The sequence below is a fragment of the Aeromonas sp. 600886 genome (genome assembly GCF_049174935.1).
Lineage (GTDB): Bacteria > Pseudomonadota > Gammaproteobacteria > Enterobacterales > Aeromonadaceae > Aeromonas > Aeromonas veronii_A.
In genome coordinates this window covers 285,601-302,966 of sequence record NZ_JAAKUB010000001.1, presented here as the reverse complement: position 1 = coordinate 302,966, position 17,366 = coordinate 285,601, and the positions used below count along the sequence as shown (strand labels likewise).

The 17,366-nt window shown below is 60.1% G+C and carries 13 protein-coding genes; 3 read left to right on the top strand and 10 right to left on the bottom strand.

The window, feature by feature from the left end; all coding sequences use genetic code 11:
* Nucleotides 1-32 precede the first annotated feature (32 nt).
* Both ssnA and ygfK read right to left on the bottom strand, forming a co-directional pair.
* Complete coding sequence (ssnA, locus tag G5179_RS01400) at nucleotides 33-1,361, bottom strand: putative aminohydrolase SsnA (RefSeq protein ID WP_421257719.1); 1,329 nt, start codon at nucleotides 1,359-1,361, stop codon at nucleotides 33-35.
* A gap of 30 nt (nucleotides 1,362-1,391) precedes the next feature.
* Entirely contained in the window at nucleotides 1,392-4,502 is a 3,111-nt protein-coding gene (ygfK, locus tag G5179_RS01395) for a putative selenate reductase subunit YgfK (RefSeq protein WP_421257718.1), read from the bottom strand.
* Nucleotides 4,503-4,638: 136 nt separating this feature from the next.
* On the opposite strand from ygfK, the gene G5179_RS01390 reads away from it, so the two are divergent.
* Entirely contained in the window at nucleotides 4,639-4,866 is a 228-nt protein-coding gene (locus G5179_RS01390) for a hypothetical protein (RefSeq protein WP_201959437.1), read from the top strand.
* 109 nt (nucleotides 4,867-4,975) lie between these two features.
* Here G5179_RS01390 and mocA read toward each other — a convergent pair whose 3' ends face one another.
* Entirely contained in the window at nucleotides 4,976-5,635 is a 660-nt protein-coding gene (mocA, locus tag G5179_RS01385; RefSeq protein ID WP_421257764.1) for a molybdenum cofactor cytidylyltransferase, read from the bottom strand.
* 4 nt (nucleotides 5,636-5,639) lie between these two features.
* Between mocA and yqeC the strand changes: the two genes are divergently transcribed.
* Both yqeC and yqeB read left to right on the top strand, forming a co-directional pair.
* Nucleotides 5,640-6,488 carry a selenium cofactor biosynthesis protein YqeC gene (gene yqeC, locus G5179_RS01380; RefSeq protein ID WP_421257717.1) on the top strand — a complete coding sequence of 283 codons (849 nt, stop codon included), beginning with the start codon at nucleotides 5,640-5,642 and terminating at the stop codon, nucleotides 6,486-6,488.
* Nucleotides 6,489-6,515: 27 nt separating this feature from the next.
* Nucleotides 6,516-8,108: a selenium-dependent molybdenum cofactor biosynthesis protein YqeB gene (gene yqeB / locus G5179_RS01375; protein ID WP_421257716.1), complete on the top strand. Its 1,593-nt coding sequence runs from the start codon at nucleotides 6,516-6,518 to the stop codon at nucleotides 8,106-8,108.
* Between the two features lie 103 nt (nucleotides 8,109-8,211).
* Here yqeB and G5179_RS01370 read toward each other — a convergent pair whose 3' ends face one another.
* From G5179_RS01370 to ygeW, 7 genes are all read right to left on the bottom strand, one after another.
* Entirely contained in the window at nucleotides 8,212-9,297 is a 1,086-nt protein-coding gene (locus G5179_RS01370; RefSeq protein ID WP_421257715.1) for a calcium/sodium antiporter, read from the bottom strand.
* 160 nt (nucleotides 9,298-9,457) lie between these two features.
* On the bottom strand, nucleotides 9,458-10,381 hold the full coding sequence (locus G5179_RS01365; RefSeq protein WP_421257763.1) for a DMT family transporter: 924 nt from the start codon (nucleotides 10,379-10,381) through the stop codon (nucleotides 9,458-9,460).
* A gap of 171 nt (nucleotides 10,382-10,552) precedes the next feature.
* The gene (gene arcC / locus G5179_RS01360) at nucleotides 10,553-11,485 is read right to left on the bottom strand and encodes a carbamate kinase (RefSeq protein ID WP_203976308.1); all 933 of its coding nucleotides are present in this window, start codon (nucleotides 11,483-11,485) and stop codon (nucleotides 10,553-10,555) included.
* A gap of 56 nt (nucleotides 11,486-11,541) precedes the next feature.
* On the bottom strand, nucleotides 11,542-12,963 hold the full coding sequence (hydA, locus tag G5179_RS01355; RefSeq protein WP_421257714.1) for a dihydropyrimidinase: 1,422 nt from the start codon (nucleotides 12,961-12,963) through the stop codon (nucleotides 11,542-11,544).
* 114 nt (nucleotides 12,964-13,077) lie between these two features.
* Nucleotides 13,078-14,295 carry a YgeY family selenium metabolism-linked hydrolase gene (locus G5179_RS01350; protein WP_421257713.1) on the bottom strand — a complete coding sequence of 406 codons (1,218 nt, stop codon included), beginning with the start codon at nucleotides 14,293-14,295 and terminating at the stop codon, nucleotides 13,078-13,080.
* A gap of 125 nt (nucleotides 14,296-14,420) precedes the next feature.
* The gene (dpaL, locus tag G5179_RS01345) at nucleotides 14,421-15,620 is read right to left on the bottom strand and encodes a diaminopropionate ammonia-lyase (RefSeq protein WP_236341661.1); all 1,200 of its coding nucleotides are present in this window, start codon (nucleotides 15,618-15,620) and stop codon (nucleotides 14,421-14,423) included.
* Nucleotides 15,621-15,757: 137 nt separating this feature from the next.
* Complete coding sequence (gene ygeW / locus G5179_RS01340) at nucleotides 15,758-16,945, bottom strand: knotted carbamoyltransferase YgeW (protein WP_005352275.1); 1,188 nt, start codon at nucleotides 16,943-16,945, stop codon at nucleotides 15,758-15,760.
* Nucleotides 16,946-17,366: the final 421 nt, after the last annotated feature.

The window sequence follows — 17,366 nt, the reverse complement described above, 5'->3', positions numbered from 1 at the left end:
GGGCAATCCAGTCCAAACGTGCGGAGGGGGCCTTAGGCCAGCTGATCCATCCGTTGCCACAGGCGGCTCGCCACCTTGCTGGCCTGCTGATAAATGGGCTCGACGTCAAAGGCGAACTCGCGATCCTGATAGACCATGCGCCCCTCGACCATCACGCTGTTGACCGAGGATGAGCCCATGCCAAAGGCGAGATGGCCGCCGAGGTTGCGCGGTGCCAGCGGGGTCGGTGCGTCGTAGTCGCAGATGGTGAGGTCGGCCTTGTAACCCGGCTCCAGGCGGCCAAATTTGGCGCCGAAATTGCGCTCCAGCAGGGTGTTGCCGTTCCAGAGGAACCGGGCAAAGCTGTCGGGCCAGAGCGCTCCGCCGGCATCCTTGTGTTTGAAGTAGGCGAACTTGAGCTCTTCGAGCATGTCGGAGCCGATACCATCGGTGCCGAGCGCCAGATTGCGATACTCCGGCAGGTGCATGTTGTAGCCCACGTGGTTGTTCATGTTGGAGCGGGCGTTGTGCACCAGGAAGGCATCGCGGCTGTTGAGCAGTTCGATGTCAGCCGGGCTCAGGTAGATGCCGTGGGCGATCAGTGTCTTGCTGTCGACAAGGCCAAACTCGTCCAGCCGGGCGATGGGCTCCTTGCCATAGTGGTGGTGACCGTGGGCCATGTCGTAGCGGTCTTCCGCCACATGGATATGCAGACCACGACCGGTGACCTGTACCGCTTCGCGCAGCATGGCGAGCCCCTCGTCGGGCACGGTGAAGGGGGCATGGGCACCGATATGAGCCTCCACCAGATAGGGTTCGCTCCCCTTGGCCTTGGCGGCATCAATGGCCTGCGCGAACAGGATGTTCTCCTCCACCCCGGCCTGCAGCTCGGCGAGGTCGCCGTTGCGATCCGTGGTTTCGAAGCAGGTCATGCCGCGCAGACCCGCCTCCATAAACCCTTTGCGCAGCACATTCAGGGAGCCCTTGATGAAGTTGGGCGAGGCGTGGTGGTCGATCACCGCGCTGCAGCCGCTCTTGATCGCCTCAAGCGAGCAGATGAGACCGCTGTAGTAGAGGGACTCTTCATCGAGCGCCCGATCGAGCCGCCACCAGAGGTTTTTCAGGGTGGAGATAAAGTCTGGGCAGGGTGCGATATTGGCCATGATCCCCCGCGACAGGCCGGAGTAGAAGTGGTTGTGGGCACAGACGATGCCCGGCATCACCAGCTTGCCGCCCATCTCCCGATAGTTGGCCTCCGGGTAGAGGGCCCGCAGATTGGGCCCCACCGCTTTGATAAGCGATCCTTCGATGGCGATATCCACCCCTTCCAGCACCCGGGTCGGCTCCAGCTGGACAGCGGTGACGTTCTTCAGAATAAACATGGTTTGCTCCTTCGCTTATTCGTGGTTCGCTCAGGCCTCGACGGCCCCCAGCAGGTAGTGGTGATGAGCATGGACATGGCTGATGATGCGGCACATATCGCCAAGGGCCGCTGGCGCATCCTTGATCCGGCTCTGGGCGTCTATGGTCAGGCGATAGGTCTCGCCATCCTGACGCACCCGCAGTTCGCCACCATCCGCCAGATAGAAACCGGGGTTGCGGCTGTTGTCGAAGTCCTCGGGCAGGCTGAAGATGGTGACCTTGTCCTGATAGGGCTTGCCCTGCCACGGGCAGAACTGGGCGCAGTTGCCACATTCGTTGCAGTAGGCATCCAGGTGCAGGGTCTGGAACTGATCCTTGAAGCCCGGCACCGCGATGGCGACGTTGGCCCGGTTGGGGCAGACATCCACGCACTTGCTACAGAGGTAGTTGCACTCGAGGCAACGGTGCGCCTCTTGCGCCACGAAGGCATCACGCTCGTTCTTGTCAACCATGGTGACGGCGATGCTCCCTTTGCGGCGGTAGATCTCATCCTTGCCCGACGGCTGGATGGTCACTTCGCTCTGCTGGCTGGCGATATGCTCGCGAGAGAGCACAAGATCCGCGGCGCGGCGGGCACCACCGATGGCACCGACGATGGAGGACGGGCCGCTCTGCACGTCACCGATGAGGAATACGTTGCGACGGCTGGTTTCGCCGGTCTGGCCATCCACCTCGGGCCAGCCATCGCTGCCAAGGGGAATGCCCATGGCTTTGAGCACCTCGCAGTCAGGCTGCTCGCCGATGGCGGTGATCAGGGCATCCATCTGCATCACTTCGGTCTGCTCGGTGGGCACCGGACGGCGGCGGCCCTGCTCGTCAGGATCCCCCAGCGCCATCATCCGCACGGTGAGCTTGCCATCTTTCTCAAAACGCTCCGGATTGGTGAGGAAGCAGAAACGCACCCCATCCTCCACCGCTTCCAGATACTCCTCGCGATAGGCGGGCATCTCTTTTTCGCTGCGACGGTAGATAACGGTCACATCGCTGACACCGGGCACTTTAAGAGCCGCGCGGGCGCAGTCCATGGCGGTGTTGCCGGCACCGATCACCGCCACATGGCGGCCCAGCGGCAGCGGTTTGCCCTGATTGAAGCTGCGCAGGAAGTGGAAGGATTTGTAAATCCGCTCGTGACCCCCCTCGAGGCGCATGCCACCGTTCTTGTCAGCGCCGATACCGACGAATACATAGGTAAAGCCCTGGGCATGCAGCTTATCGACGGTGAGCGCCGGATCGCAGCCAAACTCGAACTTGACCCCGTGGGCGGCAACAAAGTCGATGTCATGCTGGATAAGTTCGGCCGGAATGCGGAATTCGGGGATGATGTGCTTGACCACACCACCGGCATCCGCTTCGCGCTCGAACACGGTGACCGGGTGGCCGGCACGGGCCAGGAAGTAACCGGCGGAGAGACCGGCCGGGCCGGCGCCAATGACCGCCACCGGATGCTTGTCACCACTGCCGGCCGGTTTGTGCCAGCGCGCCTTGTACCCTTCCCAGCCGCGCTCCAGCGCCACTTTTTTCAGCTCGCGGATATTGAGCGCGCTGTCGTAGTCGAGACGGGTGCAGTTGTACTGGCACTGGTGATCGCAGATGTGGCTGGTGATGGCAGGCAAGGCGTTGCGCTGATAAATCAGCTCAAGGGCTGCCACATACTCTCCCTCGCCCATCAGACGAATGTACTCGGGGATATCCTGATGCACGGCGCAGGCGGTGACGCAGGGCGCCACGTAGCAGTCGGTCAGCGGCAGGCCACCACCCACTTCGATCCGATCCTCGGACTTCCACTCCTTCTGGGTGTAATCCATGGTGAGCGCCTTGGCGGCAAGCGCCTCCAGCTTGGCCACGTCCACCTGACTCATGCCCCAGCAGTCAGAAGCGTCGATCTCTTTGAGGCACTCGATCTGGCGCAGGTAGCCGCCCGGTTTCAGCAGGTCGGTGGCCATGGTGATGGGACGGATACCGGTCTCGAAGATCTCCGCGATATTGAACTTGCTGGCACCGCCCGAGTAGGAGATGGGCAGCTTGCCCTCGAAGGCACGGGACAGCACGGCGGCCACGTTGATGGAGAGCGGGAACAGCGCCCGGCCGGACATATACATCTCATCGCCGGGCAGTGCCCCTTTGCGGTTGATGGTGCCAAGGGTATTGGTGAGTTTCACCCCGAAGGTGAGCCCCTTCTCGGCCCCCAGCGCCATCAAGCGAGTCAGCATGGCTTTGGCCTGATCCAGCTTGAGGTCGTGATCGAATGACTCTTCGCTCAGACCAATGTAATCAAAGCCGCAGGTATCGAGGATCTCGCGCACCCGCGGGTAGCCCAGCAGGGTCGGGTTGAGTTTGACGAAGGTGTTGAGCCCCTTCTCTTCCAGCATGTAGCGGCAGATGGCCTCAATCTCGTTGGGCGGGCAGCCGTGCATGGTGGAGAGGGTGACGCCGTGCACCAGATTGGCCGGGATACGATCCACCAGCTGTTGCAGGCGAGCGCGGCGCGCCCCCAGTCCCAGCTCGGCGATAAACTGCTCGTCGGCCACGAGGTCACGTACCACCTGCTGGTACTCGGCAAATTTCGGATTGCTGCTGGCATCCATCAGGCTGTGGATGAACTGCTGCATCGGTGGCTGTTTGATGCCATCGAGGTTGTAACCCACGCTCATGTTGAAGATAAAGGACTTGGCCTCTCCGTCGAGGCGCGGGTCGAACACCTCCTCCAGCAGATAGAGGGCAAACCAAGCCTTCAGATACTCGTCAAACGCCTTGGGCAGGGTGAACTCGGTAGACCACTCGGTGTTGAAACACTCGTCTTCTGCATCGATGCAGGGCTTTTCCAGTTCGAGACGGTCCAGGATCTGCACCGTCTTGAGCTCGATAAAGCGCCCGCCGGTCAGCCAGGAGGTGACGATGTTCTGGGCCAACTGTGTATGAGGGCCGGCTGCCGGGCCAATGGGGGTCTCACAGGTTTCACCGAACACCTTGATCTTGCGCTCGTCCTGCTTGCGATAAAATTGTGCGGCGGGAATACCGAAAATGCTCTGACTCTCTTTATATTCCGCAAAAATACGGGTCAGCAGGTTCTTGAAGGGAACGGGTCGCATAATATCGCCCATGGCTATCTCCTTGCAGCTGTTCTGCCCATTGGCAGCATGAATAAATGGGGTATCCCGCACGGGCATTACCCCTTGGCAAGGAGAGGAGCAACTATCAGGCCACTCCATCGGAAAAACTATTTTTTAGGGTAAAAGCGTGAGATGGCTCGAATTAATGAAGGCGGTTTGGCATGTCGCCATTATGATTAATGAGAGTGGTTCTCACTCACTTGAAATTTTATTCAAGGCAATGCCAGAGAAAAATGAAAAATATCAAATCGGCAGCGATAAATATCACTTTGATAGGGTGAAAATCATCCAGCATTATCGCAAGCCAGCCCCGGCCAATATGGCCGGGGCTGGCTTAAAAGTCACAGCCATATAAAAGGCAGTCGTCGTTATTTCGGTTTATCCAAAGGCTGCGAGATGACTCGGCGTTACCGCCCCGCTGGCTGCCATTGCACGCAAAGGGGCTTGGGTCCCAACGATGCGACTCAGCCCTGCTCGGTCGTAAGCTCGTCGGCAGAACGCAGCTCCAGTTCGCCGCGGATCAACGCCTGATAGCGCTCGGGGGTATCGATATCAAAGAGGATGGCAGGACTCTCGACCGGTATGCTTCGGTGTGGGCGTTGCAGCAACCAGCGTCGCACCGAACCCTGTGCCGGCGCGGCAGCCAGCTCCCTTGCGATGGATTTTGGCAGCAACACCGGATGACCCGCCTCCCCCTCAAAGATCGGGAACAGGGCGAGCTCTCCGCGCGCCTGCCACAACTGCTGATAGACCTCGCACGGGATACAAGGCAGATCCCCGTGGCTGATAAAGAGGTAGTCAGCATTGCTGGCCGCCAGAGCGCAGCGGATGGAACTGCCCAGCCCCAACTCATAGTCAGGGTTATGGACGATGAGGATGTCGGGGCGATTCCCATAACAGGCAGCGAGTTCGGCCCCGCGATGACCCACGACCAAAATAATCCGGGAGCAGAAGGCCAGGGCATTTTTGAGACTTGCATCAAGAATTGTCCCCGAGCCATAAGGTAGCATCATTTTCCATGCCCCCATGCGGGATGACAAACCTGCTGCGGTAATTATACAGTCACACTGTTCACGCCCCCGAGCCTGCACCTTTTCATTCACCTCGCTATTTATTTCGGTCATTGCCATGTCCTTGCCACACTCTGTTATTCACGCGTTTCCGAATATTGGTTCGCTTTTAAATCCACTGCTTGAAAATAGTGACAACCATACCACGCTAATTAGCCTTTGTGGTGCTGGCGGAAAAACCAGCACCTTGTTCTGGCTGGCGGAATATTTTTATAAGCAGGGTAAAAGGGTGCTAATTACCACCACCACCCGGATGTTTCTGCCAGCCCCGTCACACTATCGGGAATTGATTATCGAGACGGATCCCGTTCGTCAACTTACCCGCTGTCAGGCGCTGCCGAATGGCCCGACCCTGGTCGCCCTGTTCAGCCATCTCGACGAGCGCACCGGCAAGGTTGCAGGGCCGGATCTGCGCCAAATCGACCTGCTCAAAGGACAGCAGCGCTTCGATCTCATCCTGGTCGAAGCGGATGGCGCCCATCACAAGTTATTGAAAGTGCCCGCTTTGCACGAACCTTGCATTCCCCAGCACAGTGATTGGGTGATCGCCCTGACGGGCGGCGCCATGGTGGGGGCCAAGGCCGACCCGCAGCAGATCCACCGCTGGGCAGAGCTTCAGGCCATGTGCGGGATAGAGGCCGGTGACCCCCTCGACTGGGTTCTGTTTCACCAGCTGCTCTCCCACCCCGAGGGGCTGTTCAAGGGCACCCCGGCCAGGGCACGCCGGATCTGGTTTATCAATGGGGATTATCAAAATGAGGCGTCGTGGCTCGATGAATTGATAAAGCTGCATAGCCGCCACCCCGAGATCCATGCCATCTGGCAGGGGGCGGTTCGCGAACCACAGCCCATTCGCCTCGCACTCGGTTACTTCGCTCAGGATGAGGCACTGCCGCCTCGCCCATGATGGTTTAAGGATAAGAAGAGGTACCTTATGAATCTGTTTGCACACGCAGCCCGACTGGAACAGGAGAACACTCCCTTTGCCATGGCGCAGATCATCGAGAGCCGTGGCTCCACCCCCCGTCATCAGGCCCAGATGCTGGTTATGGCCGATGGCCAGATCCTCGGCACCATCGGCGGCGGCATGATCGAGCGGCTGGTGATCGAGGAAGCGATGGCCGCCATTGTCGAGCGCAAGCCGCGCATCTTCCACGGCCGGATGGCGCGCAACGGCGAACATGCGGTCGGGTCGGACTGTGGCGGCGCCATGTCGGTCTATATCGATGTCTATGGCCTGCGCCCACGGCTGGTACTGATCGGTGCCGGTCACGTCAACCGGGCGCTGGCCCATGCCGCCGCACCGCTGGGTTTTGATATCCATGTGGGCGACTGCTTTGAAGGGAGCCTCAATCCCGATCACTTCCCCAGCGGCACTCACCTCAAACAGGCCGATACCATCAGCGCGGTGATCGAGGCGCTGGCCATCGAGCCCGCCAACTTCGTCATCATCGCCACCAACCATCAGGACAAGGAGGCGCTGGAGCGGCTGATAAGCCGTCCCCTCGCCTATCTGGGGCTGCTCGCCAGCAAGCGAAAGGTACAGACCTTCACCCAGGCCCTGCGCCAGCAAGGGGTGAGCCAGGAACAACTGCGGCAGCTGCACGCCCCCATCGGCTACAACATAGGTGCCGAAACCCCCGAGGAGATCGCCATCAGCATCCTCGCCGAGCTGCTTCAAGTGAAAAACGGCAAATCGGGTGGGCTGATGCAGGATGACGTGCGCCTTAAGCGGGATCAACTGGTGGTGATGCGCGGCTCCGGCGATATCGCCACCGGCGTCGCGTTGCGGCTGCACAATGCGGGCTTCAAAGTGGTGATGCTGGATCTCGACAAACCCACGGTGATCCGCCGCACCGTCGCCTTCGCCCAGGGGATGTTCGACGGCGAAACCAGTGTCGAGGGAGTGCGCGCCCAGCGGGTTGAGAGCGTCGAACAGGTGTTCGAGCAGCTGGATCGGGGCATCATTCCGCTGCTGGTTGACCCCGACTGCACCACCCTCGCCGAGCTCAAGCCCCGCTATCTGGTAGATGCCATCCTCGCCAAGCAGAATCTCGGCACCCACAAGGAGATGGCCCCCATTACGGTGGCCCTTGGCCCGGGATTTGAGGCGGGACGCGACTGTGATGCGGTGATCGAGACCAACCGCGGCCATCATCTGGGCCGTGTCATCTATCAGGGCCCCGCCCAGCCCAATACCGGCATTCCCGGGGTGATCGAGGGGCACTCCGCCCGCCGGGTGGTGCGCGCCCCCGCCCCCGGCGTGATGAAGAGCATTATCAAGCTCGGTGATCTGGTGCAGGAGGGGGATGTGATCGCCCATGTGGGTGACGCCCCTATTATCGCGCCGCTCTCCGGCATGGTGCGAGGTCTGCTCAGCGATGGCATCGAGGTCACCGTCGGCTTCAAGATCGGTGACATCGATCCCAGAGGCGAGCGGGCCGATGCCACTACGGTATCGGACAAGGCTCGCGCCATCGGCGGTGCCGTGCTGGAAGCCATGATGCATCTGGCCCGGCGCCGATGACGGCGCTTCGCGTCCCCCTCACCAAGCAAAAGCCCCACCATGATGGTGGGGCTTTTTTCGGCCTGTCGGTTGATGCAGCACCTTTACATCAGGAGAACCTGCATCACGACCGGGTTCGTTGCAATCGCCAGGCTCGCACCGCCAGCACAACCAGAGTGATGGCGGTGAGCGGCAATACAAAACCGGTTAGCGCTGCGCTGAACTGACCTTGCAGCGGACTGGATGTAGCGTGGAGGATCAGCCAGCAGGTGTAGCCGATGTAGTAGGCCAGAAACAGCGCCCCTTCCCAGCGGGCGATGGTGTAACCGGTAAAGAAGATGGGCAGGCAGGCAAGCGCCACCGCAATCATTACCGGAATATCGAACTGAAGGGCGGTGGCCGACACTTCAAGCCCACCGGGAGTGACGATGGAGGTGAGCCCCAGCACGCAGAGGATATTGAAGATATTGCTGCCCACCACGTTCCCCACAGCGATATCCCGCTCCCCGCGCAGGGCTGCGACGATGGAGGTCACCACTTCGGGCAAGGAGGTACCGGCCGCCACTATGGTCAAGCCGATGATCAGATCGCTCACCCCGAAGTAGTGGGCAATCTCCACTGCACTGCCAACCAGCAGGCGGGAGCCGAGGATCAGCAGACCCAGACCTGCGGCAATAAAGAGCAGATTGCGCAACCAGTTGCCCGCCGTACTCGCTTCACGGGTACCAAACTCCTGCTCGTACTCCGCCTGCACCGCTTTGTTTTCCCGTCGACTCTGGACAAACAGAAACCCGGTGTAGGCGATGATGCCGGCAAACAGCAGCACCCCTTCCAGTGGCGCAATACGGCCATCGTAGCCCAGCAACAACACCAGAAAAGAGACCACTATCATCAAGGGAACGTCGAGACGTACCAGTTGCTGTGAGACGGTCAACGGTACGATCAGTGCCGAAATACCTAAAATAAACAGCACGTTGAAGATATTGCTGCCGACCACGTTCCCCACCGCTATCCCTGCCTGCCCCTCGAGGCCAGACTGGATGCTCACCGCCAGCTCGGGAGCACTGGTCCCAAAGGCCACTATGGTCAATCCCACCACCAGTGGCGATATCCCCATCATGGTGGCGAGGCGAGATGCGCCCCGCACCAGAGATTCGGCCCCCACAACCAGACACACCAGGCCTACAGCCAACCACACCAGCGTCATCATACGGTCTCATCCTTGCCGTTAGGTTCGTTGAAATAATCACAATAAATCAGATACCTGTGCTCCAGCACAGTCAGACCACGCCATTGTAACGAGGGGCTGGTCCCCTGTCGCGGGCTCTTTTGAGTGCTGTTTATCGTGCCACTGGCAGCCCAGCCACCACTCAACCGTGCTTGATACGGGTTTCCCCCGCCACTGACACCACGGAACGCTTGCCCTTGCGACTGATGACAAGAAGCGCCAGCACGATAAGGACGATGCCGCTCCCCTCCACCGGCCCCGGATTTTCGCCGAGCAGCCACCAGGAGAGCAGCACGCCGCTCACCGGCACCGCCAGAGTACTGAGGCTGGCGATCCCGGCAGGCAGCTTTTTCAGCACGAACAACCAGAGGCTCCAGGCCAGTGCCGTGGCGAAGATGGCGCTGTAGGCGAGCGCACCAAACACATAGGGCTGCCAGTCGATGGGTCGCTCCGGCACCAGAGCCGCCACCACTGCCATCACCATGGTGGCGTAGATCATCTGCCAGGTGGTGAGGGACATCAGATCCACCGCGGGATGGCGGGCATACATCCGCTTGGCGATGATGGCGCTGATCCCCCAGCAGATGCCGGAGGCAATCCCCAGCAGCGCACTCTTCATGGAATCGAGGTGCAGCTGCCAGGGCTGGATCACCAGCAGCAGGCCGCATGCGGCCACCCCGACCGCCAGATAGTGGAGTTTACGCATCCTCTCGCCGAGAAAGAGTGCTGCGAAGATCACCACCCAGAACGGCATGGTGTAGCTCAGAATAGCCACCTTGCCCGCCCCGCCGCTGATCAGGGCCCACTGGGCCAACCCCACCATGCCGCAGGTCTGGAACAGGGCGATGGCGAGGGTATAGCGAAACGGGGTGGGTTTGAGATAACGGCGCCCGCGCAGGGCCAATACCAGCAGCAGAACCAGAGATCCACACAAGCAGCGCAGGGCGGTGAACTCGAAGGCCCCCGCGTAAAGCATCACCTGCTTCATCACGATCCAGCTGTAACTCCAGATGGCGGTGAGCAGAACAAGCCCCCCCAGCGCCGCCATATTGATCCTTCCGCTCATTTGTTTGTTACTCACCTCTTGTCACTCATTGCGCCGGGTCTGCTCTCGGCGTCTTGCCCGCGCTTGAAGGCGGCCATCTTACGCCGCTCATCCTCCGCTGACCATGACTGCCCCAAAATGAACAAGGGGGCCGACGGCCCCCGCAATCACACTAAACCCGAGCTGGAACGCCTAGCGGCTGATAAGGGTTCCCGTCTTGCCGGCAATGCCGTCGGCGGCCTTCTCCAGCAAGGTGATCAGGGATTTGCGCCCCGGCATGGAGGTCGCGAACGAGAGCGCCGCCTCCACCTTGGGCAGCATGGATCCCTTGGCAAACTGCCCCTGAGCAATAAAGCTGTTGGCATCAGCGACGCTCAGCTGATCGAGCCACTGCACATCGGGTTTGCCGAAGTTGATGGCCACTTTCTCTACTGCGGTAAGGATGATCAGCATGTCGGCATCGATAAGCTCCGCCAGCTTGGCACTGGCCCAATCCTTGTCGATCACCGCACTGGCACCGCGCAGGTGATTGCCCTCCCGCAGAACCGGAATGCCGCCGCCACCGACGGTGATCACCACCTGACCGGCAGCCAGCATGGCAGAGACGGTCTCTTTCTCGATGATATCGACGGGTTTGGGGGATGCCACCACCCGGCGATAGCCGCGACCGGCATCCTCTTTGAGCCGCTCGCCCCTGGCCATCAATGCTTCGGCCTCCTCCTTGCTGAAGAAGCCGCCGATGGGTTTGCTCGGGTCAAGGAAGGCGGGATCGTTTTTATCCACCTCAACCTGGGTCACCAAGGTGGCGACCGGCTTGTGGATGCCGCGTTCAAGCAGTGCCTCGCGCAGGGCGTTTTGCAGGTCATAACCGATATAACCCTGACTCAGGGCCACGCAGACCGACATGGGCAGATGGGGCGCCTTGGGGTCGTGGCGGGCCGCCACCTCGAACGCCTGCTGGATCATCCCTACCTGCGGGCCGTTGCCGTGGGTCACCACCACCTCATGCCCCTGGGCGATCAGGTCGGCAATGGTGCCCGCCGTGCTCTGCACCGCCTTCATCTGCTCGGGCAGGTTGTTGCCCAAAGCGTTGCCCCCCAGGGCCAGTACGATACGCTGTTTCATCTTGTGCTCTCCGATGATAAGGGTGGGCCGGTGTCATACCGACTCTGTTGTTCTGTCTATTGCTGTGCTGATTGCTGTTCTCTGACCGCTTCGCCCAGCAGTGGATCAAAGGGTGCTCTGGCCAGAAAGCGGCCATGCCCCCGTTGTCCGGTAAACTCGCCGTCGCGCGCCACAATCTCGCCGCGGCTCAGGGTCATTCTGATCTGACCAGGACAGCGCATCCCCTCGTAGGGGCTGTAGTCACCGTTGTCGTGCAGGGCGGCGTGACGGATCAGGGTCTCGCCACGGGGATCCATCACCACCAGATCGGCGTCAGACCCAAATTGCAGGTTGCCCTTGCGCGGCCAGAGGCCAAAAAGGCGCGCCGGATTGGTGCTGGTGAGCGCCACGAAGCGCGACGGTGAGATGCGCCCCCCCAGCACCCCGTGGGCAAACAGCAGCAACATCCGGTTCTCGACCCCGGGCAAGCCGTTGGGGCAGCGGCTGAAATCGCCGCCCGAGAGGGTCATGCGCTGGGCGTGGGAGAAGTTGCAGTGATCGGTCGCCACCGTGTCGATGTCACCCGCAGCGATACCGACCCACAGCTTGTCCTGCTCGCTGCGCCCCCGCAGCGGCGGGCTCAGCAGGAAGTCGACCCCGTTCTCCTTGTAATAACACTGCTCATCGAGCAGCAGATATTGCGGGCAGGTCTCCACCCAGACCGGCTGGCCCTGACGGCGCGCCAGTTTCAGATACTCCAGCCCCAAGCCATTGGAGAGGTGGACGATATAGAGCGGCGCATTGCCAGCGAGCCCCGCCAGATTGATCATCCGGGCGATGGCCTCCGCCTCGCACTCCAGCGGGCGGCTCTGCGGGTGATACCAGGGCTCATGGTGACCGGCGGCGAGCAGGGCCGCACGGCGCACCGCGATGGCGGTATCGTTCTCGGGATGGACGGTGGCAAGCGCCCCCACCTCCTTGAGGCGGGCCAGGGCACGCAGCACGTCATGGTCCCCCAGCTTGTACTGGTAGGTGAGATAGAGCTTGAAGCTGCTGATCCCCTCCTCCTGCACCATGGCGGCCATCTCGTGGAGGATGGCGTCATCCACATGCTGGACAACGCCGTGAAAGCTGTAGTCGATCACCGCCTGATCGGCGGCATAGTCGTGATAGCGGGCCAGCTGGTGATGCAGATTGCATCCCGCCGGGCCAAATCCCATGTGATCGACGATAGTGGTGGTGCCACCACAGGCGGCGGCACGGGTACCGCTGAAAAAGTCATCGCAACTGCGGGCAATCCCCACATCGATGTTGAAGTGGGTGTGGACGTCGATGCCACCCGGCATCACATAGCAGCCGCTGGCATCGATCACCTCGGTTTCGCCATCGGGCTCGATATCGGCGGCACGGGCGCGGATCACCCCGTTCTCTATCAGCAGATCCTGACGATATTCACCCTGTGCATCGACCAGCACACCGTTTTTGATCAGCCGTTTCATCCCCACCACCTCGAACATCATTTCAAACAGCAAAGCCCCGCCTCAATGGAGACGGGGCACTTGCCACACTTGCGACAGCCGGGCGGCCATGGCAGTCACCACCCGGCAGACCCCTTACTTGTCCAGCTCGGCCAGATAGAGCATGGGGATCACGGCGTACATGGCGGCGCACTTGACCAGATGCTCTTTCCAGGTCTTCTCGTTCGGGGCGTGGGCTTCCGGCTCTTTACCCGGGCCAAAACCGATGACCGGAATACCGTGGCGACCCATGATGGAGACACCGTTGGTCGAGAAGGTCCACTTGTCCACCACCGGCTCCTTGTTGAACAGCTCGCGATAAGCCTTGGAGAGGGTTTTGACGGTGATGTGATCCTCTTCCACCTTCCAGGTCGGGAAATAGCACTCGGTCGGGTAGACCAGACCTGTGTAGGCCGGACGATCGTACTGGTACATGGAGACCTCGGCACCGGCGGCTTTCACCGCAGGGAGGGCGCGGATCTCGTCGAGCGCCCCTTGCCAGGTTTCGCCCCAGGTGAGGCGGCGGTCGATGGAGACGGCGCAGCTGTCTGCCACGGCGCAGCGGCTTGGGGAGGTGAAGAAGATCTCGGAGACGGTCAGGGTGCCCTTGCCGAGGAAGTCGTCATTGCCGAGGTTGTGGCTCAGCTCCTGCAGCTCGCCAAGGATGGGGCCCATCTTGAAGATGGCGTTGTCACCGCGCTCCGGTGCGGAGCCGTGGCAGCTGACCCCCTGCACATCGATGCGGATCTCCATGCGGCCACGCTGGCCACGGTAGATCTGGCAGTCGGTAGGTTCGGTACTGACCACGAACTCGGGGCGGATCTTGCTCTGCTCGATGATGTACTGCCAGCAGAGACCATCGCAATCCTCCTCCTGCACGGTACCGGTCACCAGCAGGGTGTACTGATCTTCCAACCCCAGATCCTTGATGATCTTGCCCGCATAGACCATGGAGGCCATGCCGCCTTCTTGGTCAGATGCGCCGCGGCCACCGATGATCTCGTGATCTTCCATCCCCTCATAGGGGTCGAAGGTCCAGTTGGCGCGATTACCGACCCCCACGGTATCGATGTGGGCATCCATGGCAATCAGGTGCGGGCCGTGGCCGATATAGCCCAGCACGTTGCCCATGGGGTCAATCTCGACCTTGTCAAAACCAACCTTCTCCATCTCCTGTTTGATGCGCAGCACGACGCGCTCTTCATCGCAGCTCTCGCTCGGGATGGCGATCATGTCGCGCAGGAACTGACTCATCTCGGCCTTGTACTGGTAGGCCTTCTCCAACACCATTTCAAACGGAATTTGCTTGCTCATTGTGATTCTCCATAACAACTGAGAGTACGCGGCCTGTTCGTCGGCAGCGCCCTGTGCCCGTTACCGCGCCCCGTTGGCGAGGCGCGATCAATGCTTCAATTCGTGTCTCTGCTCTGGCGGGAGAGTTAGTCGCAGGCAGGATGTTTGCCTTCCCACACCACTTCCCGGTAGTGGGTCACATCGGTGTCCCCTTCGGTGTTGATGATCAGCACGACCGAGTTGCTATCCAGCCCGAGGCGAGCCATCAGCGCCGCGCGGTCCGGGTGGTGACGCACCGCCGCCAGCACGCCGGTGCCGACCGAGCCGGATTCGCCGGAGATGATGCGCGGATCATTGCCAAGGGGGTTGCCCAGCACCCGCATGCCCAGCGCCGACACCTTGTCGTGGCAGGAGATAAACTGGGTGGTGCAGCTTCTGAGCAATGGCCAACCGAGGGGGTTGGGTTCGCCACAGGCGAGACCGGCCATGATGGTGCGCATATCGCCCCCCACGTTGACCATCTCCCCCGCCACGCCGGAGCGGTAGATGCAGTCGGCCTGATCCGGCTCGACCACGATACTGTGCAGGTTTTTCGCCCCGAAGCAGTCCACCAGATAACCGAGCACCCCGCCCGCCAGCGCCCCGACCCCGGCCTGCAGCAGCACGTGAGTGGGCTGCTTGATGCCCATGGCCTGCATCTGCTCGACCGCTTCATCGGCCAGAGTGGAGTAACCCTGCATGATCCAGGTCGGGATCTTGGTGTAACCCTCCCAGGCGGTGTCCTGCACTATGTGCCAGCCGCGCTCTTCGGCCATCTTCATGGTCAGGCGCACGGTGTCGTCGTAGTTCATGTCGGTGACGATGCACTCGGCACCGAGATTGAGAATGTGGTCCACCCGCTCCCGGGCCGAGCCCTTGGGCATGTAGACCACCGCATGCTGACCCACCTGCTTGGCGGCCCAGGCAACGCCACGACCGTGGTTGCCATCTGTGGTGGTGGCGAAAGTCATCGGCTCCTTGATGGTGCGTTTGATGAGATCGAATGAGAAATCCTCGATGGCCACACCGTACTTTTCACAGAGCAGGTTGGCGATGGCGTAGACGCCACCCAGCATCTTGAAGGCGTTGAGGCCAAAGCGTTTTGACTCGTCCTTGACCAATATATTTTTCACCCCGATATAGGCGGCCAGATCTTTCAGGTCGCACAATGGGGTCGGCTCATAACCGGCCAGTTTTTTATGAAAAGCGCGAGCCTTTTGTGCTTCAACACGGGAAAACAGCGGAGATGGCTCGGCGGTAAAAAAGCGGTTATCGGCAATATCCATCTTCAGCGAAAATTGGGACATGCTTACCTCACTAGGCGTTACCTGACAAAGAGCTGCCTCGCCGGGAGAACCGTTATTCAGATACCACGGGGAGAAAACTCGAAATAATGTGTTCGACAGCGCGGGCAGGATGAATATTCATCCTGCCCTGCCGTTATTTATTTCACCCGCTTTTGCGCCTCTTTAATCAGATTTTCCAGGGTTTCTGCCGGGGCGGAGAATTTACGGGCCATGATCATGGCGGCAATAATATAGGGCTTCCAGCTCGCCTCTTTGTAAGTGGCGATACGGTATTTCTCGAATACCCCTTCGGTTACTTCGCCCTCTTTGCAGGAGACGCCGGAAATATCGGCCGGCAGGCAGTGCATATAGAGCGCCTCGCCCCCCTTGGTGAGCTTCATCATCTCCTCGGTGCAGTGCCAATCCTTGTGCTTGGCGTTCTGCTCAAGGCAATGTTTCTCCAGCTCCTTGAGGCCGGCGTGGTCATTGGCACGCAGCAACTCGGTGCGCTGCTCCATCACCTTGTAGGGAGCCCAGGACTTGGGATAGACGATATCGGCATCCTTGAACGCCTCTTCCATGGAGGTGACCTGACGGAAGCTGCCGCCAGATGCCTTGGCATTCTCTTTGGCTACTTCGATCACGTCCGGGATCAGGTCATACCCTTCCGGATGGGCCAGGGTCACGTCCATACCGAAACGGGTCATCAAGCCGATGATGCCCTGCGGCACGGAGAGCGGCTTGCCGTAGCTCGGGGAGTAAGCCCAGGTCATCGCAATCTTCTTGCCCTTGAGGCTATCCAGGCTGCCGAAGTGCTCCTGCAACCAGGCGAGATCAGCCATGGACTGGGTCGGGTGATCAATGTCGCACTGCAGGTTGACCAGCGCCGGACGCTGGGGCAGCACTCCCTTCTCGAACCCTTCATCCAGTGCGGCGCCCACCTCGCGCATGTAGGCGTTACCGGCGCCCAGATACATGTCATCGCGGATCCCGATGGCATCGGCGCAAAACGAGATCATATTGGCGGTTTCACGGACGGTCTCGCCGTGGGCGATCTGGGATTTGCCCTCATCCAGATCCTGCTGGGCCAGACCGAGCAGGTTCAGGGCAGAGGCGTAAGAGAAGCGGGTTCGGGTGGAGTTATCGCGGAAAACCGAGATACCGAGCCCGCTGTTAAACAGTTTGGTGCAGATATTTTCGGCGCGCAGTGTCTTGAGGGATTCGGCCAGTTTCAATACCAGCTCCAGCTCCTGAGGGGTTTGCTCCCAGGTCAGCAGAAAATCTTTTTCATGAAGGTTGGATTTGAGTGCTCTGATCTCTTTGATTAATTCGTTAACTGCTTTCATCGTTCGCCCCAATCATTGGATGAGATATGGATAGCTCCCCTTTCACTCACGATGTCACCAGCATCCCGGTTGTGGGTGAGCGCGTCGGTTAGCGTCGATATGAGGCAATCAATAACCGTGCCAAACCAATAAAATGCAGGCAGATATTAATAAATGGCGAAAGTGTGTGATGCCACCCACAAAATCAGCGGCTATTTAAGCGGTTTATTCAATAAAAAGGTAAGTGGATCAGCCAAGCCAAAAAATAGCAAGGTGATAATAATCAGAGACGATATCTCGGCATCGGTGAGAATTATCATCAAAGGTCAGTTTCAGGGGCTGAAATGATATCAGCTGGGCTGTCGTTATCATTATGATAATGCCCGCAACACCTTTTCTCTTGGAAGGATCTCTCCAGCGTTGACACTGCTGCTATCCCGTC